Origin of the sequence: Sphingomonas faeni, from assembly GCF_024273235.1 — a bacterium.
GTDB classification, from domain to species: domain Bacteria; phylum Pseudomonadota; class Alphaproteobacteria; order Sphingomonadales; family Sphingomonadaceae; genus Sphingomonas; species Sphingomonas faeni_A.
On the sequence record NZ_JANBVH010000006.1, the window covers coordinates 36,062 to 58,543 of the forward strand.

At 66.7% G+C, this 22,482-nt stretch carries 20 protein-coding genes and 1 tRNA gene; 10 read left to right on the forward strand and 11 right to left on the reverse strand.

What is annotated here, in order from left to right:
* Positions 1-161: 161 nt before the first annotated feature.
* Genes NLI89_RS04485 through NLI89_RS04495 form a run of 3 tightly spaced genes read right to left on the reverse strand, consistent with a single transcriptional unit; the run spans position 162 to position 3,585 of the window.
* A complete protein-coding gene (locus tag NLI89_RS04485; RefSeq protein WP_254686019.1) occupies positions 162-1,424 on the reverse strand; it encodes a DUF3526 domain-containing protein in 1,263 nt (420 codons plus the stop codon).
* The gene (locus NLI89_RS04490) at positions 1,424-2,860 is read right to left on the reverse strand and encodes an ABC transporter permease (RefSeq protein WP_254685932.1); all 1,437 of its coding nucleotides are present in this window, start codon (positions 2,858-2,860) and stop codon (positions 1,424-1,426) included. The genes NLI89_RS04485 and NLI89_RS04490 overlap by 1 nt, the downstream gene beginning before the upstream one ends.
* Positions 2,857-3,585: an ABC transporter ATP-binding protein gene (locus NLI89_RS04495; protein WP_254685933.1), complete on the reverse strand. Its 729-nt coding sequence runs from the start codon at positions 3,583-3,585 to the stop codon at positions 2,857-2,859. Before NLI89_RS04495 ends, NLI89_RS04490 begins: the two co-directional genes overlap by 4 nt.
* Positions 3,586-3,757: 172 nt before the next feature.
* Between NLI89_RS04495 and NLI89_RS04500 the strand changes: the two genes are divergently transcribed.
* Both NLI89_RS04500 and NLI89_RS04505 read left to right on the forward strand, forming a co-directional pair.
* On the forward strand, positions 3,758-5,917 hold the full coding sequence (locus NLI89_RS04500) for a TonB-dependent siderophore receptor (RefSeq protein WP_254686020.1): 2,160 nt from the start codon (positions 3,758-3,760) through the stop codon (positions 5,915-5,917).
* Positions 5,918-5,929: 12 nt separating this feature from the next.
* Positions 5,930-7,735: a M14 family metallopeptidase gene (locus NLI89_RS04505; protein WP_254685934.1), complete on the forward strand. Its 1,806-nt coding sequence runs from the start codon at positions 5,930-5,932 to the stop codon at positions 7,733-7,735.
* Positions 7,736-7,950: 215 nt separating this feature from the next.
* Here NLI89_RS04505 and NLI89_RS04510 read toward each other — a convergent pair.
* From NLI89_RS04510 to NLI89_RS04535, 6 genes are all read right to left on the reverse strand, one after another.
* Positions 7,951-8,026 (reverse strand) — tRNA-Lys (locus tag NLI89_RS04510).
* Positions 8,027-8,184: 158 nt separating this feature from the next.
* On the reverse strand, positions 8,185-9,291 hold the full coding sequence (rodA, locus tag NLI89_RS04515) for a rod shape-determining protein RodA (protein WP_254685935.1): 1,107 nt from the start codon (positions 9,289-9,291) through the stop codon (positions 8,185-8,187).
* Between the two features lie 19 nt (positions 9,292-9,310).
* Entirely contained in the window at positions 9,311-11,353 is a 2,043-nt protein-coding gene (gene mrdA / locus NLI89_RS04520) for a penicillin-binding protein 2 (RefSeq protein ID WP_254686021.1), read from the reverse strand.
* A gap of 26 nt (positions 11,354-11,379) precedes the next feature.
* Positions 11,380-11,910: a rod shape-determining protein MreD gene (gene mreD, locus NLI89_RS04525; RefSeq protein WP_187503120.1), complete on the reverse strand. Its 531-nt coding sequence runs from the start codon at positions 11,908-11,910 to the stop codon at positions 11,380-11,382.
* A gap of 10 nt (positions 11,911-11,920) precedes the next feature.
* Entirely contained in the window at positions 11,921-12,793 is an 873-nt protein-coding gene (gene mreC / locus NLI89_RS04530) for a rod shape-determining protein MreC (RefSeq protein WP_254685936.1), read from the reverse strand.
* Positions 12,794-12,899: 106 nt separating this feature from the next.
* Entirely contained in the window at positions 12,900-13,943 is a 1,044-nt protein-coding gene (locus tag NLI89_RS04535; protein WP_055878614.1) for a rod shape-determining protein, read from the reverse strand.
* 168 nt (positions 13,944-14,111) lie between these two features.
* Here NLI89_RS04535 and mutL point away from each other — a divergent pair, with 168 nt between their 5' ends.
* Positions 14,112-15,914, forward strand: a complete 1,803-nt coding sequence (mutL, locus tag NLI89_RS04540; RefSeq protein ID WP_254685937.1) for a DNA mismatch repair endonuclease MutL — start codon at positions 14,112-14,114, stop codon at positions 15,912-15,914.
* 7 nt (positions 15,915-15,921) lie between these two features.
* Here the strand turns inward: mutL and NLI89_RS04545 are convergent, their stop codons facing one another.
* Together NLI89_RS04545 and NLI89_RS04550 are read right to left on the reverse strand one after the other, a co-directional pair.
* Positions 15,922-16,347, reverse strand: a complete 426-nt coding sequence (locus tag NLI89_RS04545) for a DUF2442 domain-containing protein (RefSeq protein WP_254685938.1) — start codon at positions 16,345-16,347, stop codon at positions 15,922-15,924.
* Positions 16,331-16,579, reverse strand: coding sequence for a DUF4160 domain-containing protein (locus NLI89_RS04550; RefSeq protein WP_254685939.1), 249 nt, complete (start codon positions 16,577-16,579; stop codon positions 16,331-16,333). Before NLI89_RS04550 ends, NLI89_RS04545 begins: the two co-directional genes overlap by 17 nt.
* 159 nt (positions 16,580-16,738) lie before the next feature.
* Between NLI89_RS04550 and NLI89_RS04555 the strand changes: the two genes are divergently transcribed.
* The 7 genes from NLI89_RS04555 to bla all read left to right on the forward strand — a co-directional run bounded on the left by NLI89_RS04555 (position 16,739) and on the right by bla (position 22,482).
* Positions 16,739-16,984 (forward strand): hypothetical protein, encoded by a 246-nt coding sequence (locus tag NLI89_RS04555; RefSeq protein WP_254685940.1) that lies wholly within the window; start codon positions 16,739-16,741, stop codon positions 16,982-16,984.
* Between the two features lie 154 nt (positions 16,985-17,138).
* Positions 17,139-17,507: a 30S ribosomal protein S13 gene (gene rpsM, locus NLI89_RS04560; RefSeq protein ID WP_056015521.1), complete on the forward strand. Its 369-nt coding sequence runs from the start codon at positions 17,139-17,141 to the stop codon at positions 17,505-17,507.
* A gap of 84 nt (positions 17,508-17,591) precedes the next feature.
* Positions 17,592-17,981 (forward strand): 30S ribosomal protein S11, encoded by a 390-nt coding sequence (gene rpsK / locus NLI89_RS04565; protein ID WP_031395237.1) that lies wholly within the window; start codon positions 17,592-17,594, stop codon positions 17,979-17,981.
* Positions 17,982-18,096: 115 nt separating this feature from the next.
* On the forward strand, positions 18,097-19,167 hold the full coding sequence (locus tag NLI89_RS04570; RefSeq protein WP_031395236.1) for a DNA-directed RNA polymerase subunit alpha: 1,071 nt from the start codon (positions 18,097-18,099) through the stop codon (positions 19,165-19,167).
* Positions 19,168-19,338: 171 nt separating this feature from the next.
* Complete coding sequence (rplQ, locus tag NLI89_RS04575) at positions 19,339-19,761, forward strand: 50S ribosomal protein L17 (protein WP_254685941.1); 423 nt, start codon at positions 19,339-19,341, stop codon at positions 19,759-19,761.
* 158 nt (positions 19,762-19,919) lie between these two features.
* The gene (gene guaA, locus NLI89_RS04580) at positions 19,920-21,476 is read left to right on the forward strand and encodes a glutamine-hydrolyzing GMP synthase (protein WP_254685942.1); all 1,557 of its coding nucleotides are present in this window, start codon (positions 19,920-19,922) and stop codon (positions 21,474-21,476) included.
* Positions 21,477-21,552: 76 nt separating this feature from the next.
* Entirely contained in the window at positions 21,553-22,482 is a 930-nt protein-coding gene (gene bla, locus NLI89_RS04585) for a subclass B3 metallo-beta-lactamase (RefSeq protein WP_254685943.1), read from the forward strand.

Here is a 22,482-nt window from a genome sequence, read left to right on the forward strand (position 1 = left end):
AGTGGACCAACCGCGCTTTTCTGCGAGGTTCAATGGCTTGGCGTCTGGTTGAGCATCTGATCTTGAGCTGAGTATTCGTACGGGCGCTGACAGCTTGCAGGGCCCACCGACATAGTGCTTTCGCTCGATCGAGGACCATGCGGCGGACCGCGCGCCTGCCGTCAGCCACGATCGCGATCGTCGAAGCGGGGCGCGCGGTCGAAATCGGTTTTGCCGAACGGTCGGTCGCGGAAGAGATAGCCGTAATAGAAGGTGCGCAGACGGTGGTGGAACGCGCGGATACGGTCCTGATAGGCGAGCTGCGCCGTCAGGTCGGTGCGCGCGATCCGGGTCAGCAGCGCCTGCACGCCCACCGAAGGCAGCACCCAGCCGAGCGCGCGCGCCGCGGCATCGCGTGCCTCCAGACCTTGGCGATAGGCGCGGACCGCGGGGGCGACGCTTTCATCACCATTCTCGTGGAAGGCCAGATACCATTTGTAATGGAATTCGGGGCCGAGCGGCGCTGAATCCGCCCATTCGGGGTGGGTGGCGTAAAAGCGCCGCATCGTGGCTTCGCGGGGCACGTCCCACGCGCCGTTCACCGCTTCACGCTGCGCCATCGCGATCTCCGCCCCCTGATTGACGGGGATCGCGGCGTTGATCGCGACGTTGCACAGGGTCGGGACGATCAGCACCAGCACGAGCCATGCCGCCGCCAGCGCCGCCGCGTTCGCGACCGAACTCCAGCGCAATCGACCGACCAGCGCTGCGAGTGCGATCCAGAAGAGCAGATAGGCGGCGACCAGCGCAAGGACGATCAGAATGGGTGCGACGGCGACCCCCGCGAATGCCGCGGCGATACCGAAGGGTATGCCAATCGCACTCCATGTGAGCAGGAAGCGAAGCAGCGTCCGGCGGCGCCACAGCGCACGGCCCCCGTTCGGCAACGCGTCGAGCATGCGCTGCCGCCCCGCCTCGCGCTCGGCCGACCTGAGATCGTGAAACAGCGCGATCACGAACAACGGCGCGAGGAACACCAGCACGAAGGCGAAATCGAACCGGCCGGGCAAGGCGAGTTCGGGATTGAAAGTGTCGCCGTCGTAGATCTGCGCCTCGAGCCCCAGCGCGCGGACCCGCAGGATATACGGCGACACGTCGCGCATGCCGAGCGCGGCGAAGGCAAGCGGCGCGGGCGCATCCCAGGTCGGGTGGAAGCTGTAATAGGCGGCGCTCCCTGCGTCCCTGGTGTGGTCGACATAGTGGGCGACCGCCCCGATATCCTCGGCCTGAGCGGCCGGGATGGCGGCGATAGCGGCGCGCTGGCGGGCGACTTCGGCCATCCCCATGGCAAGGGCGGCCACCGTCAGCAGCGCGAGCAGGGCCAGCGCGCCGACCGTCAGGCGCTGGCGCAGCAACAGCCGGAGTTCATAGCGGAACAGGCCCATCATCGTGCTCCCAATCGACGCGACGCGACCATCAGCAGGATCAGCGCCCCCGCCAGCCAGGCGAACACGATGGCCAGCCCGGGCAGTGCGGCGGCGGCGAGTGTGCGGCCGTCGGGCGCGATGAACCGGAAGTCCGGCATGGCCTGCCACTTGCGCGCGGAGACGCGCTTGCGACGGTCCGCGCCGGCATCGGTCGCGCCGTCGTCGGCATAGCTGACGTCCTCCATCTGCATCCGGTTCAGCCGCTGGACGAGCGCGTAGCGATAGGCCTCCGCCTGCTCCAGGAACCGCTGGTGCCCGGCAAGATCGGTGCCCGCGGCGGCCATCGACAAGGACCGCAGTGCGATGGTCGGGCTCAACAATCCCATCGCGTCGACCAGCGCGTTCTGCCGTGCCTGCGCGACGTGGTTCGCGGTCGCATAGCGGCCATAGACCGCCGAGGTCAGCCGCTCGCCCTCGATGCCGACCGCACCCTTGTAGTTGATCGGCAGATCCTCGACTTTCGCGACGCCGTAGCGCGCGAGCAGCGCCCGCTTGAACTGCGCGAAATGGGGATCGTCGGGATTGTGGCTGTCCCCCATCGTGCGCAGGTCGCGCGCGACCGCGACTTCGGTCTGGAGCCGGTTGGTCAGGGGAACCGCAGCACTGGCGAGATCGGGTGCGACGCGCGGCAACAGCACCACCGCGACCGCCCACACTGCGACCAGCGCGAGCAGCGCGTCGCGGCTGCGGCGGACCGACGCCGATACGAGCAGGATCAGCACCGTCCACAACGCCAGATAGCCGGCATAGCCGAGCGCGATTGCGAGCATCGGCCAAGCCAGCGCACCGGGTTGGCCGGAGATCGCGGCGAGGCCGATCATCGCCGGCAGCCCGGCGAGCAGCGCCGCCGCACCCAGCGCCAGCAGCTTGCCGCGAACGATCTGCCCGCGGCCGGCACCTTGCAGCATCAGCACGCGCACCGTGCCGCGTTCGGTCTCCCGCGCCAGCGCGCCATAGCCCAGGAAGATCAGCAGCAGCGGCGCAACCACCTGCAGCACGAAGGCGGGCGTCAGCTGGCCGAAGCGCACCAGCAGCGAGCTTTGCCGCACATCGCCGAAATTGGCGCTGTTCTGGCGATGCCCCTCGAGGAACATGCTGTTGCCCGTGAATGCATCGACGCCGGGATCGAACGCGGCGAGCGGCCCCAGCGGGCGGAAGATGAACGTGCCGTAATGGACGACACGGTGAGGGTGCCGGTCGGGCTGCGCCTTGAACGCCGTCTCTGCCGCCTCGGCCTGACGCGCGCGCAGCTCGGCGATCTCGCGCTGGTGCGCCCAGGAACTGGCGACCGCGACCAATGTCAGCAGCACGACCAGGACGAAGGCGATGATGGCGACGCGGTTGCGCGTCATCAGCCGGATTTCGTCGCGTGCGATCAGCCCGACCGCGCTCATGCCGCCAACCGATCGCCGCCGAGCTGGAAACGGGCGTGCAGCGCGCGAACGTCGAACCGCTCGGGGCCGTCCGCCCGCACTTCGTGCGCGACGCGTCCCGCTTCCAGAAAGGCGATGCGGTCGGCGATGTCCGCGGCGGAGAGAAGGTCGTGCGTCACCATCAATATGGCGGTGCCCCGTTCCCGCACCTGCAAGAGAAGCTGGGAGAAGTCGGCGGTCGCGCGCGGATCGAGCCCCGATGTCGGCTCGTCCAGCAGCAGCACCGGCACCCGCCGCAGCAGCGCCACCGCGATCGCGACCTTCTGACGCATCCCCTTGGAGAAGCCGCCGAGCCGCTGGTGCCACGCCTGATCCTGCAAACCGGCCGCAGCAAGCGCCGCGGTGATGGCATCATGCCCCTGGCGCTCGCCGGAAAGCGCGAGCAGATAATCGGCGTTCTCGACCGCCGTCAGATGCTCGTACAGCGCGACATTCTCCGGCAGATACGCAATCCGCCGTCGCACCGCGTCGGGATCGGTCGCCGGATCCATCCCACAAACCTCGACCCTCCCCGATCGCGCCCGCGTGAATCCGAGCAATGTCGACAGGGTCGTCGACTTGCCGGCGCCATTGCCACCCAGCAACGCGGTAATGCTGCCCGCCGGTACGCGCAGCGACAGTCCGTTGAGGACGTCATGCGTATCGTACGCGAACGTCAGATCGTCGATCAGGATCGGTTCGGTCATCGGGCCTGTCAAATCCTCGGCAATGAACATCGACACTCAATGCCCGGTCGAGGCCTGTGTAACAAGATATCATTGACGATGTTACATCATAACCTTCATGGACGGGTCAGTTCGGAGCGTCGCGGCGCTCCCGATCCGAATTGCCGAAGGGGATATTGTCTTGCGTCTGTCCATGCGTGCCGCCTCGATGGCCGGTGCCATTCCGCTTGCCATGGCCTTGTCTTACGCACCTGCCGTTGCGCAGTCGGACGAGGAAGGCCGGTCCGAACGCGGCCGGTCCGAAAATGAGCGCGAGGAAATCACGGTGACCGGGGTTCGGCAGCCGTATCGCGGCAACTTCGCGCTGCGCGAGATCCCGCAGGCGATCACGACGATCGACGACACGGTGATCGCCGAAAATGCCATCACACGCCTGACCGACGCGCTCGACCTGAACGCATCGGTGGTGCGGCAGAACACGCTGGGCGGGCTGTGGGACAGTTTTGCGGTGCGCGGCTTTGCCGGCGACGAGAATCTGCCGAGCGGCTATCTGGTCAACGGGTTCAACGCCGGACGCGGGTTCAGCGGGCAGCGCGACGTGGCGGGGATCGAGCGTGTCGAGGTGTTGAAGGGACCGGCGGCCGCGGTGCTGGGCCGCGGCGAACCCGGTGGCTCGATCAACCTGGTGACCAAACAGGCGGAGCTCGGCCGGACGTTCGGTACCGCATCGCTGCAATATCGCAGCTTCGACACCGTCCGTGCCGAGGGCGATGCGAACCTGGCGCTGACCGACACGCTGTCGGCGCGGCTGATCGGCTATGCCGAAAGCGGCGGCACGTTCCGCGACACGGTGGCGCAGAAGCGCTGGGGCTTCCTCCCGTCGATCGGCCTGAAGCTGGGCGATGCCACGCGCGTCACGTATGATTTCGAATGGACGCGCGTCGAGGTGCCGTTCGATCGCGGTATCGTCGTGCTCAATGGGAATTTCGGCACGGTGCCGCGCTCGCGGTTCCTGGGCGAACCGAGCGACGGCGACACCGTCGCGCGCGCTACCGGCCACCAGCTGCGCCTCCAGCACGACTTCAGCGACAGATGGTCGCTGTCGGTGGGCGCCAGCCACCGCGATACGCGGCTGACCGGTGCATCGTCGGATGCGGAAACGCTGCGGTCGCGCCAGAAGCTCTATATCGACGGCCGATCGCTGTCGCGGCAGCGGCGCACCCGGCAGTACACCTCCGAGCACAGCGTGCTGCGCGCCGAACTGGCGGGCGAGTTCGCCACGGGGTCGCTGCGCCACCGCGTCCTGATCGGCGGGGATTTCGACTATTTCGATACCGACCAGCTGTTCACGCGCTATCGCGGGCCGGTGGTGACGGCGACTACCACCGATCAGGCGGGCTATGTGCTCGATCTGCAGAACCCGGTCTATGGCCGCTATCCGGTGCCCGCGACCGCGCCGATCACCAACCGGCTCGACGTGCAGCGCACGATGGGTGCCTATGTGCAGGACCAGATCAGCCTGACCGATCGGTTGCAGGTCCGTGTCGGCGGCCGCTACGACGACTTTCTGCTCCGCGTCGCCAACCGGCTGACCAACATGCTGGGTCGGCGCAAGCGGAGCCGATTCAGCCCGCAGGCCGGAATCGTCTATGAACTCAGCACCCCGCTGTCGCTCTATGCCGCGTATGGCGAGGGCTACCGCGCCAATATCGGTGCCGACGCGAACGGCAACGTGTTCGAACCCGAGACCAGCAAGTCGATCGAGGCCGGGGTGAAGCTGACCGCGCTGGGTGGCCGGCTGACCGGCACGCTGGCGGCCTATCAGCTCGAGAAATCCAACGTGCTGGCCACCGACACCGCCAACCCCGGTTTCTCGGTCGCGATCGGCAAGGCGCGCAGCCGCGGGATCGAGGCCGATCTCAACGGCCGTCTGCCCGGCGGGATCGAGCTGCTGCTGAGCTATGCCTATACCGATGCCGAGGCGCGGTCGCGCGTGCTCGACCCGAACTTCTCGTTCCAGATCGAGCCGGGCGACCCGCTGATCAACATCCCGAAGCACAATCTCAACATGCAAGCGGCCAAGCGCTTCAAGGCGGGGTCGCGCGATATGCTGTTCGGGGCCGGCGTCCAGCATGTGGGGTCGCGCAACGGCGAGACCGGGACCGACTTCACGCTGCCCTCGCACACGCTGTTCCGCGTGTTCGGCCAGGCCGATCTGATCGACGGGGTGCAGCTGTTCGGCTCGATCGCCAACCTGTTCGACGACCATTGGTACGCGAACAGCTATTCGCCCGTTTGGGTACAGCCGGGCACCCCGCGCACCGCCACGATCGGCCTGCGCGCCAGCTTCTGAGTAATGATCCCCATGCGTCTTATCCCCCCCGTTATCCCCCTCGCGATCATCGCCCTGTTCTCCCCGTCCGCATCCTGGGGGCAATCGAGCGCGCCGCTACCGGGGCTGCCGGCCGCGATCCTGCCGCCGGTGCAGCCCTGGTCCGGCGCGAGCGAGCGCCTGATCGTGGCGGCGAACGATCCGTGGATCACCCCCGCCGAACGCGCGGGCTTCGCGACGACACCACGGTATGCCGAGACTCGGGCCTGGCTCGAACGGCTCGCCGCCGCGTCGCCGCTGATCCGGATCGAGACGTTCGGCCGCACCGCGCAGGGGCGCGACATGCTGATGGTCCGCGCGAGTAAGGGAGGCGAAGGCAAACCCGTCGTGCTGGTCCAGGCCGGCATCCATTCGGGCGAGATCGACGGCAAGGACGCAGGGCTGATGCTGCTCCGCGACATCGCGCTCAGGGGCAAGGACAGCCTGCTCGATTCGGTCGATCTGGTGTTCGTGCCGATCTACAATATCGACGGGCATGAGGCGTCGAGCCGCTGGAACTTCCCGGCGCTGCGTGGCCCCGCGGAAAAGGGCTATGTCGCCACCGCGCGCGGCATCAACCTGAACCGCGACTATGCCAAGGCCGACGCGCCGGAAACGCGCGCGATGATCGCGTTGCTGCGGCGGCTCGATCCGATCCTCTATGTCGATTGCCATGTCAGCGACGGCTTCGACATGCAGTACGATATCACCTTCACCTATGCCGGCTGGGGCCGCTACGCCTATCACCGCGCCACGGCCGACTGGCTGACGGCGCGGTTCGGCCCGACGGTGACGACGGCGCTGGAACGCGCCGGGCATGTCCCGACGCTCTACCCGAGCCCGATCGACACGCGCGACCCCGCCAAGGGAATCCGCCAGGCGCCCGAGGGCCCGCGCTATTCGACCGGCTATGGCGACTTCATCGGCGTGCCGACCGTGCTGGTCGAGAACCACATGCTCAAACCCTATCGGCAGCGGGTACTCGGCACCTATGTCCTGCTCGAAGCGGCGCTGAAACTGGCGGCGACCGACCGGGACCGGATCGTCGCGGCGAAGGCGACCGACCGCGCCAGCCGGCCTGCGACGATGCTCGCGCGCTGGAAGCCGGCCGCGACGCCGATCGGCTGGATCGAGCGGTTCAAGGGCATCGGCTTCGAGACCTATCGCTCCCCGGCGAGCGGACGGATGGAACAGCGCTGGACGGGCAAGCCGATCACAGTCCGCATGCCGATCATCGGGCAGGATCCGGTCGAGACTGTGTCCCTGCCGACCGCATGGTGGGTGCCGGCGGAACAGACCGAGGCGCTCGATCGCCTCCGTCTCCACGGCATACGCTTCGATCCGATTACGGCCCCGCGGACGCTGACGCTCGACCGCGTCCACCTGCGCGATGCGGTGGTGCAACGCGCGCAGGACGGGCGGCTGCCGCTCAAGGCATCGTTCGAGCACGTGCCCGTGACCGAGACGCTCCCCGCCGGTACGGTCCGCGTCCCGTCGGATCAGCCGCTCGGCCTGCTCGCCGCCGCGTTGCTGGAGCCGGAAGCCCCGGACTCTCTGCTCGCCTGGGGCTTTTTCCCGGAGATGCTCTCGTCTCCACCGGGCGCGGAAGACTTCGTCCGCGCGCCACTCGCCGAGGCGCTGCTGGCGTCGGACGAGACCGTCAGGACCGCGTTCGCCGCGAAACTGGCGGATGACCCCGCGTTCGCCAGAGACCCGGAAGCACGGCTCGATTGGCTCATCGATCGCCTCCCCGACCGCAAAACCACGCATCTGACGTACCCGATCTTGCGGGAACAATAGCTAGATTACGCGACCACCAGCGTTCGGTCGAACTGCCGCCCAGACGGCCACACAGAGCGTGGCCCGTGCTGAACCGGGCAAGCATCGCGCGTTGCTATGCGCGATGTGGCGAAGCATCTGGCGCCCGACGCGGGCCGGCCGAACTTTTCGAAGTGGCGGGGGATGGGGGCACGCGCCTGAGAACGGCGACCAACAATAGTCAATTCAAGGAAAAATGGTGGACGCACTTGGGCTCGAACCAAGGACCCGCTGATTAAGAGTCAGCTGCTCTACCAACTGAGCTATGCGTCCATTCCGGGGCGGTTTTGAGTGGCGCCCTGGTGTGGCACCCCGCTGCTGGAGGCGCGCTGTTAGCAGACTCATCGGGGGCCGCAACCCCCTTTTCGTCGATCCGAGTCCGTTTTCGTCGATCGAGCCGCTTTTTCGCGAAATAAGCCGAATTATCCGGCCTACCAGCCGACCGTCTTGCGGTTCTGGCGGTCGATCGACATCAGGATGCCGAGGCACAGCAGCACGGTCATCTGCGCCGAACTGCCGAAGCTCACCAGCGGCAACGGGATGCCGACGACCGGCGCAAGGCCCATCACCATCATCAGGTTGATCGCGACGTAGAAGAAGATCGTCGTGGCGAGGCCCGCCGCGGTGAGGCGCGCGAAGCGGCTGTTGGCGCGCTGGCCGACCTCGATCCCCCAGCGGATCACCAGCAGGAAGGCGAGGATCAGCAGGCAGCCGCCGACCAGCCCCCATTCCTCCGCCATAGTCGCGAAGACGAAGTCGGTATGGCCTTCGGGGAGGTAGTCGAGATGGCTCTGCGTGCCCTGGAGGAAGCCCTTGCCCCAGATCCCGCCCGAGCCGATCGCGATCTTCGACTGGCTGATGTGATAGCCGGTGCCGAGCGGATCGCTCTCGGGATCGAGGAAGATCAGGATGCGGTTGCGCTGATAATCGTGCAGCAGGAAGTTGATCGAGAGCGGGATCGCGATCGCGGCGGCGATCGCGCCGCCCACGAACAGCCGCAGGGGCACGCCCGCGAGGAACATGACGGTCGCGCCGCCCGAGCAGATCATGAGCGCGGTGCCGAGATCGGGCTGCTTCATCACGATCGCCGCGGGAACGGCGATCAGCAACGCGGCGGGCCAGATTCCGCCGAACCTGCGAGTCTCGCCGGGCGGGAGCATGTCGTAGAATTTCGCCGCCGCCAGCACGATCGCGGGCTTCATGAACTCGGACGGCTGGAGGCGGATGAAGCCGAGGTCGAGCCAGCGCTGCGACCCGCCCGAAACCTTGCCGAGGATCTCGACCGCGATCAGCGACAGCACGATCAGCGCATAGGCGGGCAGCGCGGCGGCCTTCCACGTGCGCTCGGGGATATAGGACAGCCCCATCGCCCCGGCGAGCAGCACGAAGAAGCGGATGCCCTGCGACAGCGCCCAGGGCCGCAGCGAGCCGCCCGCCGCAGAATACAGCACGACCTGCCCGAAACAGCCGATCGCGACGACCAGGATGATGACCAGCCAGGGCAGCTTGGCGAGTGGCTCGGGAACGATACGGTTCATCGCGTGCGCCTGTTGGGGGTCATTGCTGGCGGTCCCGCGTATCGTCCTCGGCAACCGTGCTGCCGGGCGTGGTGAGCGCTTCCTGCGTCGCGTTGGCCATATCGGTGGCGTTGACCACCGCCGGGGCGTCGCTGGGGACGATCGCGTCGGTCTTGGTGGCGATCGCCGCGGGTGGAGCGGACTGTGCCTTGCGGTACGTCTCCGCGGTCGCCGCCATGCGCGTGCGAATATCGCCGCCCCAGGTCGGTTCGACCTCGGCGAGCGACTTCAGCGCGCGCTCGCGGTCGAGCATATAGGTCATGATGTCGCGGGCGATCATCGGTGTGTCGAGGTTGCGCACGGTGTGGCCGTTATGCTCCAGCACCACCGCCAGCGCATAGCGCGGATTGTCGGCGGGGGCGAAACCGATGAACAGCGCATGGTCGCGCATCTTGAACGGCAGCTGGCCATTCTTCAGCACGCCCGAGCGCCGCTCCGCCATCGTGATACGGCGGACCTGCGCGGTACCGGTCTTGCCCGCGATCGCGACGCCGGGAATGAGCAGCTTCGCCGCGCCGCCGGTGCCGCCCTGGTTGATCACCCCGAACATCGCGTCGCGGACGCGCGCGAGGTGCTCGGAATCGATCGCGAGGGCAGGGGAGTCGCGGTGGACATGGTTCGCGAGGATGCTCGGCTGCAACGCGCGTCCCGACGCGAGCCGCGCCGCCATCACCGCGAGCTGCAACGGGTTGGCGAGCACATAGCCCTGGCCGATCGACGCGTTGAGCGAATCCGCGACGGTCCAGTCGTGCTTATATTTCTTCAGCTTCCACGCCGGATCGGGCATCGTGCCGTAACGCTGCGTCGAGAAGGGCAGGTCGAACTTCTGCCCGAGCCCCAGCACGCGCGCGACCGGGGCGATCGCGTTGTAGCCGACCCGGCGCGCCATCTCGTAGAAATAGATGTCGCAGCTCTGCATGATCGCATTCTTCAGATCGAGCGGACCGTGGCCGCCTTTCTTGTGGCAGTGGAACACGCTGGTCCCCAGCCGCATCGCGCCCGAGCAATTGACGCGGGCCGACGGATCGACGCCCGCGTTCATCAGCGCGAGGCCGTTCATCGGCTTGACGGTCGAGCCCGGCGGATACAGCCCCTGCGTGACCTTGTTCATCAGTGGCACGTGATCGTCGTCGCTGAGCATCTGCCATTCGAGATGGCTGATCCCGTCCGAAAAGCTGTTCGGATCATAGGCCGGCATCGACACCATCGCGAGCATCTCGCCGGTGCGGGTGTCGATCACGACGACCGATCCGGAGTTGGTGCCGAGGCGCCTTGCCGCGTATTCCTGCAAGCCGACATCGATCGTCAGGCGGGCGGTCTTGCCGGGGATGTCGGGCTTGGTGGCGAGTTCGGCGACCAGCTTGCCGCGCGCGGTCACTTCGACACGCTTGGCCCCGGCGACGCCGCGCAACTCCGCCTCGAGCATCTTCTCCAGCCCGTCCTTGCCGAGCTTGAAGCCGGGCGTCACGAGCAGCGGGTCGCGCGTCTTCTTGTATTGCTCGGCGTTGGGCACGCCGACATAGCCGGTCAGATGCGCGACCGCGGCGCCCGCCGGATAGTTGCGCGCGAAGCCGCGGGTGGGGGCGACGCCGGGCAGTTCGGGCAATCGAACGCTGACCGCGGCGAACCGCTCCCAGTCGAGATTCTCCGCGACCTGGACCGGCTGGAACCCGGCGGCGTGCTCCAGGTCGATCGCGATCCGTTCGACTTCCTCCGGCGGCAACTGGAGGATGCGGCCGAGCAGCGGCAGCACGCGCTCCTTGTCGCGGAGGCGATCGGGGATGATGTCGACGCGAAAATCGGTGCGGTTGTTGGCGATCGGCACGCCGTGGCGGTCGACGATCCAGCCGCGGCGGGGCGGCAACAGCGTCATGTTGACGCGGTTGCTCTCCGACAACATCGTGTAGCGCTCGTTCTGCGCGACCGACAGCCACGCCATCCGCCCCGCGAGCATGAGCCCGACCGCGCCCTGCGCCGCGCCCAGCATCCAGGCGCGCCTGGAGAAGGTGTACGCCTGCGACATCTCGGTGACGATCCGCGGGGTGTTCCTCACTCGCCGCCCCGCTTGTTCTGGATGAACGCGACGATCCGCGCGGCGAGCGGGAAGCAGAGCATCGTGACGACGATCTGCGCGATCAGCACGGTATCGACATGCGCGCCGACCGGTACAGCGATGAACCGCCCGCCCAGGATGCACGCCGCGATCAGGCCGCTCGCGATCAGCCAGTCCTGCCAATAGTCGCGAAACGCCAGGCGCTGTTCGAGCATGTCGATCCCGACGAACGCGAGCGACCACATCAGCACCGCGCTGCCGAGCGGCTGGCCGCTGACCAGATCGTCGAACAGCCCGAGCGGGGCCGCCGCCCAGGGCCGGAACGCGAACCGCGCGAGCAGCCGCCACGCCAGCAGCATGACGAACCCGAATGGCGGCAGCAGCGGAATCGTCGCGACCACCGGGATGATCGTGACCAGCGATCCCGCCATGACCGTCGCCCACGGGATCGCCCGTGCGCGGCTGGCCGGCAGCTTGGTCTCGAACGGCTTGTAGTCGACGCTGTCGACGACGCGGGGGCGGCTCATCGCGACACGCTCACTGCGGGGCGATCGGGCGCGGCGGCGGGACCGGCATGAACACCTTCTCGACCAGCGCGAAATCGAGCGTGTCGGGATCGGCGAAGGTACGCGCCATCACCGAATCCGAGCCTGCCCTGGTCACCCGGGCGACCGGTACGCCGGGGCCGTAGATGCCGCCGGTGCCGGTCGTCACGAACAGGTCGCCCGCGTTGAAGCGGACATTGGTCGCGTTGACCGAGCGGATGTCGATCATCCCGTCGCCGCGCCCCGCCGCGATCGCAGGCAGGCCGTCGCGGGTACGGCGGACGGGGACGATGCTGTCGCCGTCGCTCAGCAACAGCACGCGCGCCGCGTTCGGCCCGGTCTCGACCACGCGGCCGATCAGGCCATCGGGGCCGCGCACCGGCATGCCGGGCTTCACACCGCTCCACCGGCCCGCATTGAGCAGCGCAAAGCGCCGCCCGCTCGACGCGCTCGAACTCACCAGCCGCGCGGTCACGACGGGCTCGGGCGAACGATCGCGGATCGCGAGTAACGAGCGAAGTCGTCGGTTGTCATAGGCGATCGTCCGCGCCCGCATCAGCAGCGCACGGGTCCGCGCGCGATCCGCCCGCAGCGCGACGTTCTCCTGCTTCACGAAGAAGTAATTGCCGATCGCATCGGGGATGCCCGAGATCGACGACCCGACCGTGGCAAGGCCGGTCGAGACCGGCGTGGTCACGCCCGCCACACCCATGCGCAGCGCCGAGAACGCCGGCGGATTGAACGTGGACGCGACGAGCAGCACCAGGCCCACCACCGCACCGGCGACGGCGAGCACATAGCCCATGAACACACCATATTGCCGACGTCGGGAAAACCCCGTGCGCCGGTCGCGGGCTGGCGCCATGCGCCTGTCCCCCTGTCTCGGGCGCCGCCGAAGCGCAGGGGCCAGATCCCCCGCGACTCGGACGACGCGATTTCGTGTCCGCGTGTCTTAAAGCAAAACCAACCTCTTAGCCGCTCATCAGCACGCCGCGGAACAACGGGTCCTCGAGCGCGCGACCGGTGCCCAGCGCGACGCAGGTCAGCGGATCCTCGGCGACCGTCACCGGCAAGCCGGTCTCGTCGCGCAACACCTCGTCCAGCCCCTGCAGCAGCGCGCCGCCACCCGTCAGCACGATGCCCTGATCGACGATGTCCGCGGCGAGCTCCGGCGCAGTGTTCTCGAGCGCGACGCGGACGCCCTCGACGATCGTCGCGACCGGCTCGCTCAGCGCCTCGGCGATCTGGCCCTGGTTGATCTGGATCTCCTTGGGCACGCCGTTGACGAGGTCGCGGCCCTTGATCTGGATGATCATGCCGATGCCGTCGACCGGCGGCTTGGCGATGCCGACCTCCTTCTTGATCCGCTCCGCCGTCGCTTCGCCGATCAGCAGGTTATGGTTGCGGCGCACATAGCTGACGATCGCCTCGTCCATCTTGTCGCCGCCGACGCGCACCGACGTGGTATAGGCGAGGCCACGGAGCGACAGCACCGCGACTTCGGTCGTGCCGCCGCCGATGTCGACCACCATCGAGCCGATCGGCTCGGTGACGGGCATGTCCGCGCCGATCGCCGCCGCCATCGGCTCCTCGATCAGCCAGACCTGCGACGCGCCCGCGTTCGACGCGGCATCGCGGATCGCGCGGCGCTCGACCTTGGTGGAGCCCGAGGGCACGCAGATCACGATCTCGGGCCAGCGTGCGAACTTGCGCGGACCGTGGACCTTCTGGATGAAATACTTGATCATCTGCTCGGCGACGTCGATGTCCGCGATCACGCCGTCGCGGAGTGGCCGGATCGCCTCGATGTTGCCCGGCGTCTTGCCCATCATCATCTTGGCGTCGTCGCCGACCGCCTTCACGCGCTTGATCCCGTTGATCGTCTCGACCGCGACCACCGACGGCTCGTTCAGGACGATGCCGCGGCCACGGACGTAGACGACGGTGTTCGCGGTGCCGAGGTCGATCGCCATGTCGTGCGACATGAACTTGAAGAAACGCGAGTAGAAGGCCATTCAATCAGGGTCCCGTAATCCTGGCCGCCGGACGGGCGGCACATCGTTTCAAACGTATTGCGCACACATCATCTCGCGTGACCCGCCGGTGATGTCGAGCACCGGGTGCCTGTATTAAATGGCGTTTGCGGGTCGCGGGATGCCGTCGCTTGGTCTAGACGCAAACCCATGTCAATACGGCGTCTCCCCGAGCATCTGGTCAATCGCATCGCCGCCGGTGAAGTGGTGGAAAGACCCGCCAGCGCGTTGAAGGAGTTAGTCGAAAACGCGATCGACGCGGGCGCGGGGCGCATCGCAATTCTCCTTGTCGAAGGCGGAACTTCGCGCATCGAAGTCGCCGACGACGGCTGCGGGATGACGCCTGCCGACATGGCGCTCGCGCTTGAACGTCACGCCACTTCGAAGCTGCCCGACGAGTTTATCGAATCGGTCGTGACGTTGGGCTTTCGCGGCGAGGCGTTGCCCTCGATTGCGAGCGTCGCAAGGCTGACGATCGAAAGCCGGATTCGCGGTGCCGAAGGCTGGGCGCGGACCGTCGACAATGGCCGGGTCGAGCGCGAAGGTCCCGCCGCGCTCCCGCCCGGCACGCGGGTAGTGGTCGAGGACCTCTTCGCCCGCGTCCCCGCTCGCCGCAAGTTCCTCCGCAGCCCCCGCGCCGAATACGCCGCCTGCCTTGACGTCGTCCGCCGGCTCGCAATGGCTAGGCCCGATATCGGCTTCACGCTGGAGCATGACGGCCGCCGCGCGTTGTCGGCGACGCAGGTCGAGGACCGGCCGGGCAGGGTGGCGACGCTCACCGACCGCGCGCTCGCCGATAATTCGGTCGCGATCGACCTCGAGAGGGAGGGCCTCGTCCTCGGCGGGGTCGCCAGCCTGCCGACCTACAATCGCGGCATCGCCGACCACCAGTATCTCTTCGTCAACGGCCGCCCGGTAAAGGACCGCCTGCTGATGGGCGCGATCCGCGGTGCCTATGCCGAGATGCTCCCGCGCGATCGCCACGCGGTGGTGGCGCTGTTCCTCGACATCCCCACCGACCAGGTCGACGTCAACGTCCACCCCGCGAAAACCGAAGTCCGCTTCCGCGACCCGGCAATGGTGAGGGGCCTCATCGTCTCGGGCTTGCGCCGCGCCCTCGACGCCGCCGGCCATCGCAGCCAACGCGCCAGCGAGTCCGCCCTCTCGATGTGGCAACCGGAAAGCTCCTCTCCCGAAAGGGGAGAGGAAGGGGCCCGTCCGCAAAGCGGATGGGAAGGCGAGGGCACGCCCCAAAGACTAGCGCTCGAGAACAGAAGCTACGGCGCGGTCAACGACTCTCGCCCAACCTTCTTCGCGTCGCCTCCGCAGGCGCGCGCAGAACCCGCCTGGTCACCCCCACCGCAAACCTCGGCTTTCCCGATGGGCGTCGCCAGAGGCCAGGTCGCCAAGACCTACATAGTCGCCGAAGCCGAAGACGGTCTCGTCCTGGTCGACCAGCACGCCGCCCACGAACGCCTCGTCCTCGAACGCATGCGCGCAGCCCTGATCGGCGGCACGATCGCAAGCCAGGCCCTCCTGATCCCCGAAGTCGTAGAACTCGACGAACCGGCATGCGACCGCCTCGAATCCCGCGCCGAAGAACTCTCGGAATTCGGTCTCGACCTCGAACGTTTCGGCCCCCACGCGATGCTGGTCCGCGCCACCCCGGCCCTCCTAGGCCAAAGCGACCCCAAAGGCCTCGTCACCGATCTGGCCGACGAACTCGCCGCCTTCGACGAAGCCCTCTCCCTAAAAGAGCGCCTCGATGCAGTAGCCGGCACGATGGCCTGCCACGGCTCCGTCCGCGCCGGTCGCATCCTGTCGGTCCCAGAAATGAACGCGCTCCTCCGCGAAATGGAAGTCACCCCCCATTCCGGCCAATGCAACCACGGCCGCCCCACCTGGGTGAAACTCGCGCACGGCGACATCGAGAAGCTGTTCGGGCGGAAGTGAAGGGGCCTTATGCGGCCTTGCGGGGGCGTCCGCCCTTCGCGCCGTTCGCCCGTGCTGCTGCGGCCTTGGCGGGCGACGTTGCCTGACCCGCATGTCGCGCCAACTCGCGCGTCATCCAGTCGCGCGTACCGAACAGGCCCGACACCAGCGCCGGTACGTAGAGATCGGCATCGAGAGCCGGCCAATGGAGATTGAACCCCATGCCATCGACTTCGACGTCGGCAAGCTGATCGTCGGTCGCGCCATTCAAATCCTGGACGAGTTGAGCCGGGAAGGCATAGGCGCAGCCGTTGGTCAGTTCGAGCGTCACGCGCCCGGTTGCGTGATCGTACCGGGCTTCTGCCGCCCGCACCGCGGTTGTCATCAAGTCCTGCCCGCGCGCTTCCGCCACGTCGAACTGCGCTTCAAGCTGGGGGTCAGTCTTTTGAGCCATGTATCGTCTCCCATGCCGCGAGAAAGTGCGCCTGATGCTCCATCGCTTCAGCCATTAGGCGGCGCATGTCGGTGCGCTTGATGCCGATGCTCTGGACCATCTCCGGCTTGCCATCGGCACCGAGCAGATTGATCTTCGCCTGTCCTGCGCCGGTGATGTGAACGTGCGCGGGTTCGTGATCCAAGGTGTAGATCACGAACCGAAAGCCGAGAGCGCGATGAACCACAACCATTGCTGCAAATAACCCATCGGATGGGTTTGTGCAATCGGGGGCGGCTAGGTGTGCGTGGTCGCACGTAGAGAGTGGGCATGCGCGGAGTAGGCATGAGGAGTAGGCATAAGGTCAGGCCTGATGTGGCATTATCGTGCCATTCCGGGCACAACGCCGCAAATGGACCCACTCTCCCTATTCGGCCTAGCCGCGGTCTCCTTCACCCTGCTATGCTACGCCAAGGAGGCCGGGTCGCACTGGTGGACGCTCGGCTTCGCGTTCGGGTGCGTGCTCGGGTCGATCTACGGCTTCCTCCAAGGCGCGTGGCCGTTCGGGGTGGTCGAGATCATCTGGACGGTCGTCTCGTTCCGCCGCTGGCTGGCGATGCGTCGAGCCGTGCCCGCGCCCATGGAACCGCTCGCTTGACAGCGCGTTGGCGCGCGCTTATTCGAACTCTCCCCGACACGACGGTTCCGGCGGCGCTTGTTTGCGTTCGTCGCTATTGTGCGTTTCGGTTCATCGCTAAGAGATGGGGTTCGTGCAGCCATGCCGGACCTCGTGGAGCAGGAGAACCAAGTTCATGGCACGTATCGCGGGTGTTAATATCCCGACCAACAAGCGCGTGGTGATCGCGCTGACTTACATTCACGGCATCGGTTCGACCAAGGCCAAGGAAATCGTCGCGAAGCTCGGCATCGCCGACACCGCCCGCGTCCAGGACCTGACCGACCAGGAAGTCCTGCACATCCGCGAGACGATCGACGCCGATCACACCGTCGAGGGCGATCTGCGCCGCCAGACCTCGATGAACATCAAGCGCCTGATGGATCTCGCCTGCTATCGCGGCCTGCGTCATCGCAAGGGCCTCCCGGTCCGCGGCCAGCGCACGCATACCAATGCGCGCACCCGCAAGGGCAAGGCCAAGCCGATCGCCGGCAAGAAGAAGTAATCCGCTTTTTCAACGGATTACTCCGCCGGCGCTGGTCCTTAGCGACCGCCCGGCGTCACGCAGATACAGGTCAGGAAATACACCATGGCACGCGAACCTCAGCGCATTAAGCGGCGCGAGCGCAAGAACATCACCTCTGGCGTCGCTCACGTGAATGCCAGCTTCAACAACACCATGATCACGATCACCGATGCCCAGGGCAACGCGATCTCGTGGTCGTCGGCCGGCGCAATGGGCTTCAAGGGCTCGCGCAAGTCGACTCCGTACGCGGCCCAGGTCGCAGCGGAAGACGCCGGCAAGAAGGCCGCCGAGCACGGCGTCCGCACGATCGAAGTCGAGGTCAAGGGCCCCGGCTCGGGTCGCGAATCGGCACTGCGCGCACTTCAGGCAGTCGGTTTCCAGATCACGTCGATCCGCGACGTGACCTCGATCCCGCACAACGGCGTTCGCCCTTCGAAGCGTCGTCGCGTCTGATTTCTCCGACGTTGTCCGCGCACGGTTGACCCTGATCAGGTCGAACGCGCGTCGCGGATGCATTTTAATGGCCGGCGGAAGTCCTTTTCGTCGGCCCCCAAATTAGGGGAAGCATGTGTCTGTCAACGCAAAGAACTGGCAGGAACTCAAGAAGCCCAGCGGCCTGGAGAAAAAGGCCGGTGGCGACACCAAGCGCAAGGCGACCTTCATCGCCGAGCCGCTCGAGCGTGGCTTCGGCCTGACGCTCGGCAACGCGCTGCGTCGCGTGTTGCTCTCGTCGCTGCAGGGCGCGGCCGTCACCTCGATCAAGATCGAGAACGTGCTGCATGAGTTCTCGTCTTTGGCCGGCGTCCGCGAGGACGTGACCGACATCGTCCTCAACGTGAAGCAGATCGCGATCCGCATGCAGGGCGAGGGGCCCAAGCGCCTCCAGCTTTCGGCAACGGGTCCGGGTGAAGTCAAGGCTGGCGACATCGCCGTCTCGGGCGACATCGAGATCATGAACAAGGATCTCGTGATCTGCCACCTCGATGAGGGTGCGACGCTCAACATGGAGCTGACCGCCGACATCGGTAAGGGTTACGTGCCCGCGACCGCAAACCGCCCGGCCGACGCGCCGATCGGTCTGATCCCGGTCGATGCGCTGTACTCGCCGGTACGTCAGGTTTCGTACAAGGTCGACCCGACTCGCGTCGGTCAGGACCTGGATTACGACAAGCTGACGCTGACGATCGAAACCGACGGCACGATCACCCCGGAAGACGCAGTCGGCTATGCCGGTCGCATCCTTCAGGACCAGCTCGCGCTGTTCGTCCACTTCGACGATTCGTCGGTGACGCGCTCGTCGGCCCCGATCGGCCAGGCAGCACCCGCTGCCGGTGGTGCGGAGCCGGCTGGCGACACCCAGCAGATCAACCGTTACCTTCTCAAGAAGGTCGACGAGTTGGAACTGTCGGTGCGGTCGGCGAACTGCCTCAAGAACGACAACATCATCTACATCGGCGATCTGGTCGGCAAGACCGAAGCCGAGATGCTGCGTACGCCTAACTTCGGCCGTAAGTCCTTGAATGAAATCAAGGAAGTGCTGTCGTCGATGGGTCTTCGCCTGGGCATGGAAATCCCCGGCTGGCCACCTGAGAACATCGAAGAGATGGCCAAGAAGCTCGAGCAAGAGATAATGGGGTAAGGCAATCCCGTCCGTCATCCTGACGAAAGTCAGGATCCAGAGTTACGGACGGTGCGTGTTTTACCCTGGGTCCCAGCTTTCGCTGGGATGACGGATATTCGGGTGGGCCACCGTCCCCACCGGCTCCCGGGTACCTCATACGGCCCCTGAACGAACGAAAAGGTATTAAACATGCGCCATCGCGTAGGCGGCCGTAAGCTTCAGCGGACCTCGGCCCACCGTCTTGCTCTGTTCCGCAACATGAGCGCCGCGCTCATCAAGCACGAGCAGATCACCACCACCGTCGCCAAGGCGAAGGAACTGCGTCCGTACGTCGAGAAGTTGATCACGCTCGCGAAGAAGGGTGGCCTGTCCAACCGTCGTCTCGCGCACGGCAAGCTGCTCGACGATGCGCAGTTGATCAAGCTGTTCGACGTTCTGGCGACCCGCTATGCGAATCGCAATGGCGGCTACACCCGCGTCATCAAGGCCGGCATCCGCATGTCGGACGCCTCGCCGATGGCCGTCATCGAGTTCGTCGACCGCGACGTCTCGGCAAAGGGCCAGGATTCGGGTCCGGTGATGACCGACAACGAGTATGACGACGCCGCCTGATCCGTTCTCCTGCGAACGCAGGAGTCCAGGATCACAAGCGTGATCGTCCGTTACCCTGGGCTCCTGCGTCCGCAGGAGAACATGGAAACCGTAAGGGCCGCGTCCAGCAATGGGCGCGGCCTCTTTCGTTACGGCCTCCATCCGGCTATGCGCCCGACATGGAGCACCCAGACAGCATTCTCATCGTCGATTTCGGCAGCCAGGTAACCCAGCTGATCGCCCGCCGCGTTCGCGAGGCTGGCGTCTATAGCGAGATCGCCCCCTTCCAGTCCGCCGAGGCCGCGTTCGACCGGATGCAGCCCAAGGGCATCATCCTCTCCGGCGGCCCAGCCTCGGTCACCACCGAGAACTCCCCGCGCGTGCCCCAGCGCTTCTTCGAGGCGGGCATCCCGATCCTCGGCATCTGCTACGGCCAGCAGGTCATGTCCGCGCAGCTCGGCGGCAACGTGATCGTTTCGGGCGACGGCGGCGAATTCGGCAGCGCCTTCATCGACATCAAGTCCGAATGCGCGTTGTTCGATGGCCTCTGGGCCGAGGGCGAACGCCACCAGGTCTGGATGAGCCACGGCGACAAGGTCGACGCGATCCCGCCCGGCTTCACCCCCGTCGCCACCTCGACCGGTGCGCCCTATGCGATCGTCGCCGACGAGGCACGGCGCTTCTACGGGGTGCAGTTCCACCCCGAGGTCGTCCACACCCCCGATGGTGGGAAGCTGATCGCCAACTTCGCACGCCACGTCTGCGGACTCAGCGGCGACTGGACGATGGCCGAGTTCCGCGACAACAAGATCGCCGAGATCCGCGCACAGGTCGGCAAGGGCCGCGTCATCTGCGGCCTGTCGGGCGGGGTCGACTCGGCGGTGGCCGCCGTGTTGATCCACGAGGCGATCGGCGAGCAACTCACCTGCGTCTATGTCGACCACGGCCTGATGCGCGCCGGCGAGAGCGAGCAGGTCGTCAGCCTCTTCCGCGGCGCCTACAACATCCCGCTGATCCACGTGAACGTCGAGGAGCTGTTCCTGAGCGGCCTCGCCGGGATCACCGACCCCGAGCTGAAGCGCAAGTTCATCGGCAAGACCTTCATCGATGTGTTCGACACCGAAGCGAAGAAGCTCGGCGGCGCGGAGTTCCTCGCGCAGGGCACGCTGTATCCCGACGTGATCGAGAGCGTCAGCTTCACCGGCGGGCCGTCGGTTACGATCAAGAGCCACCACAATGTCGGCGGCCTGCCCGAGCGCATGAACATGAAGCTCGTCGAGCCGTTGCGCGAGCTGTTCAAGGACGAGGTCCGCGTGCTCGGCCGCGAGCTCGGCCTGCCCGAGATCTTCGTCGGCCGTCACCCGTTCCCCGGACCCGGCCTCGCGATCCGCATCCCCGGCGAAGTGACCAAGGAACGCTGCGACATCCTGCGCAAGGCCGACGCGATCTATCTCGAGGAGATCCGCGCGGCGGGGCTCTACGACACGATCTGGCAGGCGTTCGCGGTGCTGCTCCCGGTGCGCAGCGTCGGCGTGATGGGCGACGGCCGCACCTACGACAACGTGCTGGCGCTGCGTGCGGTCACCTCGACCGACGGCATGACCGCGCAGGCGTTCCAGTTCCCCGGCGATTTCCTGCCGCGCGTCGCGACCCGGATCATCAACGAGGTCAAGGGCATCAACCGGGTGACCTACGACTACACGTCCAAGCCCCCCGGCACGATCGAGTGGGAATAAGCTAGACGCGCACTACGCGATCCTCCCCCGCCAGGGGGAGGTGGCTGGCTCTTGCCAGACGGAGGGGGAGGATAAGATGCAAAGGTTACCGCTTACCGCCCCCTCCGTCAGGCTACGCCTGCCACCTCCCCCTGGCGGGGGAGGATCGTTAGGTCGCCGCACTAAATCACTGGTCGGCGCACTGGCGATTGCCGCCAGCGCACCACTCCTGCTCGGCGCCGCAGACCCCCCTGCGTGGACGCGGCCGCAGACGCCGTTCCCCATCGCCGGCCCGATCACCTATGTCGGCAGCGAAGGCATCGCGGCGTATCTGATCAAGACCAGCGCAGGCGCGATCCTGATCGACGGCACGCTCGCCGAGAATGCAGGCATGATCGGGCGTAACATCGAGAAGGCCGGCGTCCGGCTTCGCGACGTGAAGCTGATCCTCGTCACCCACGCGCATTTCGACCATGCCGCTGGCGTGGCCGCGCTCAAGCGGGCGACCGGCGCGCGCGTCGTCGCTGGTGCTGGCGACGTCCGCGCACTCGAAACCGGGGTGCCGCCCGGCGAGACGAACTACGGCGTCATCCGCTTCCCACCCGTCCATGTCGACCGCGGTGTCCGAGACGGCGAGACGGTAACCCTCGGCACCACCGCGCTGACCGCGCGCGCGACACCCGGCCACACGCCCGGCTGCACGACCTGGACGATGCGTATCCCCGCCAGGCCACGCCCGCTCGCCGTCGTCTTCCCGTGCAGCGTCAGCGTCGCCGGCAACCGCCTGATCGGCAACCGCGCCTATCCCGGTATCGTCGCCGACTACCGCCACAGCATCGCGATGCTCGGCTCGCTGCATGCCGATATCGTCCTGCCGTCGCATCCCGAACTGGCCGACGTGATCGCCCGCGGCAAACGCCGCCAGGCCGGCGACACGGCCGCGTTCGTCGATCCGACGTTGCTCCCAAAGATCGTCGCGAAGGCCAGGGTCGCGTTCGACGCCGACCTCGCCAAACAGGCGCGCTAG

What these genes read in the sequence shown, in the direction of transcription:
- rpsK (WP_031395237.1), top strand. Translation starts at nt 17,592, where the DNA reads ATGGCACGCGAACCTCAGCGCATTAAGCGGCGCGAGCGCAAGAACATC.
- NLI89_RS04500 (WP_254686020.1), top strand. Translation starts at nt 3,758, where the DNA reads ATGCGTGCCGCCTCGATGGCCGGTGCCATTCCGCTTGCCATGGCCTTG.
- mreC (WP_254685936.1), bottom strand. Translation starts at nt 12,793, where the DNA reads ATGGCGCCAGCCCGCGACCGGCGCACGGGGTTTTCCCGACGTCGGCAA.
- mutL (WP_254685937.1), top strand. Translation starts at nt 14,112, where the DNA reads ATGTCAATACGGCGTCTCCCCGAGCATCTGGTCAATCGCATCGCCGCC.
- rpsM (WP_056015521.1), top strand. Translation starts at nt 17,139, where the DNA reads ATGGCACGTATCGCGGGTGTTAATATCCCGACCAACAAGCGCGTGGTG.
- NLI89_RS04550 (WP_254685939.1), bottom strand. Translation starts at nt 16,579, where the DNA reads ATGGTTGTGGTTCATCGCGCTCTCGGCTTTCGGTTCGTGATCTACACC.
- NLI89_RS04490 (WP_254685932.1), bottom strand. Translation starts at nt 2,860, where the DNA reads ATGAGCGCGGTCGGGCTGATCGCACGCGACGAAATCCGGCTGATGACG.
- NLI89_RS04495 (WP_254685933.1), bottom strand. Translation starts at nt 3,585, where the DNA reads ATGACCGAACCGATCCTGATCGACGATCTGACGTTCGCGTACGATACG.
- NLI89_RS04505 (WP_254685934.1), top strand. Translation starts at nt 5,930, where the DNA reads ATGCGTCTTATCCCCCCCGTTATCCCCCTCGCGATCATCGCCCTGTTC.
- NLI89_RS04555 (WP_254685940.1), top strand. Translation starts at nt 16,739, where the DNA reads ATGGACCCACTCTCCCTATTCGGCCTAGCCGCGGTCTCCTTCACCCTG.
- mreD (WP_187503120.1), bottom strand. Translation starts at nt 11,910, where the DNA reads ATGAGCCGCCCCCGCGTCGTCGACAGCGTCGACTACAAGCCGTTCGAG.
- guaA (WP_254685942.1), top strand. Translation starts at nt 19,920, where the DNA reads ATGGAGCACCCAGACAGCATTCTCATCGTCGATTTCGGCAGCCAGGTA.
- NLI89_RS04535 (WP_055878614.1), bottom strand. Translation starts at nt 13,943, where the DNA reads ATGGCCTTCTACTCGCGTTTCTTCAAGTTCATGTCGCACGACATGGCG.
- NLI89_RS04485 (WP_254686019.1), bottom strand. Translation starts at nt 1,424, where the DNA reads ATGGGCCTGTTCCGCTATGAACTCCGGCTGTTGCTGCGCCAGCGCCTG.
- mrdA (WP_254686021.1), bottom strand. Translation starts at nt 11,353, where the DNA reads ATGTCGCAGGCGTACACCTTCTCCAGGCGCGCCTGGATGCTGGGCGCG.
- rodA (WP_254685935.1), bottom strand. Translation starts at nt 9,291, where the DNA reads ATGAACCGTATCGTTCCCGAGCCACTCGCCAAGCTGCCCTGGCTGGTC.
- NLI89_RS04545 (WP_254685938.1), bottom strand. Translation starts at nt 16,347, where the DNA reads ATGGCTCAAAAGACTGACCCCCAGCTTGAAGCGCAGTTCGACGTGGCG.
- bla (WP_254685943.1), top strand. Translation starts at nt 21,553, where the DNA reads ATGCAAAGGTTACCGCTTACCGCCCCCTCCGTCAGGCTACGCCTGCCA.
- rplQ (WP_254685941.1), top strand. Translation starts at nt 19,339, where the DNA reads ATGCGCCATCGCGTAGGCGGCCGTAAGCTTCAGCGGACCTCGGCCCAC.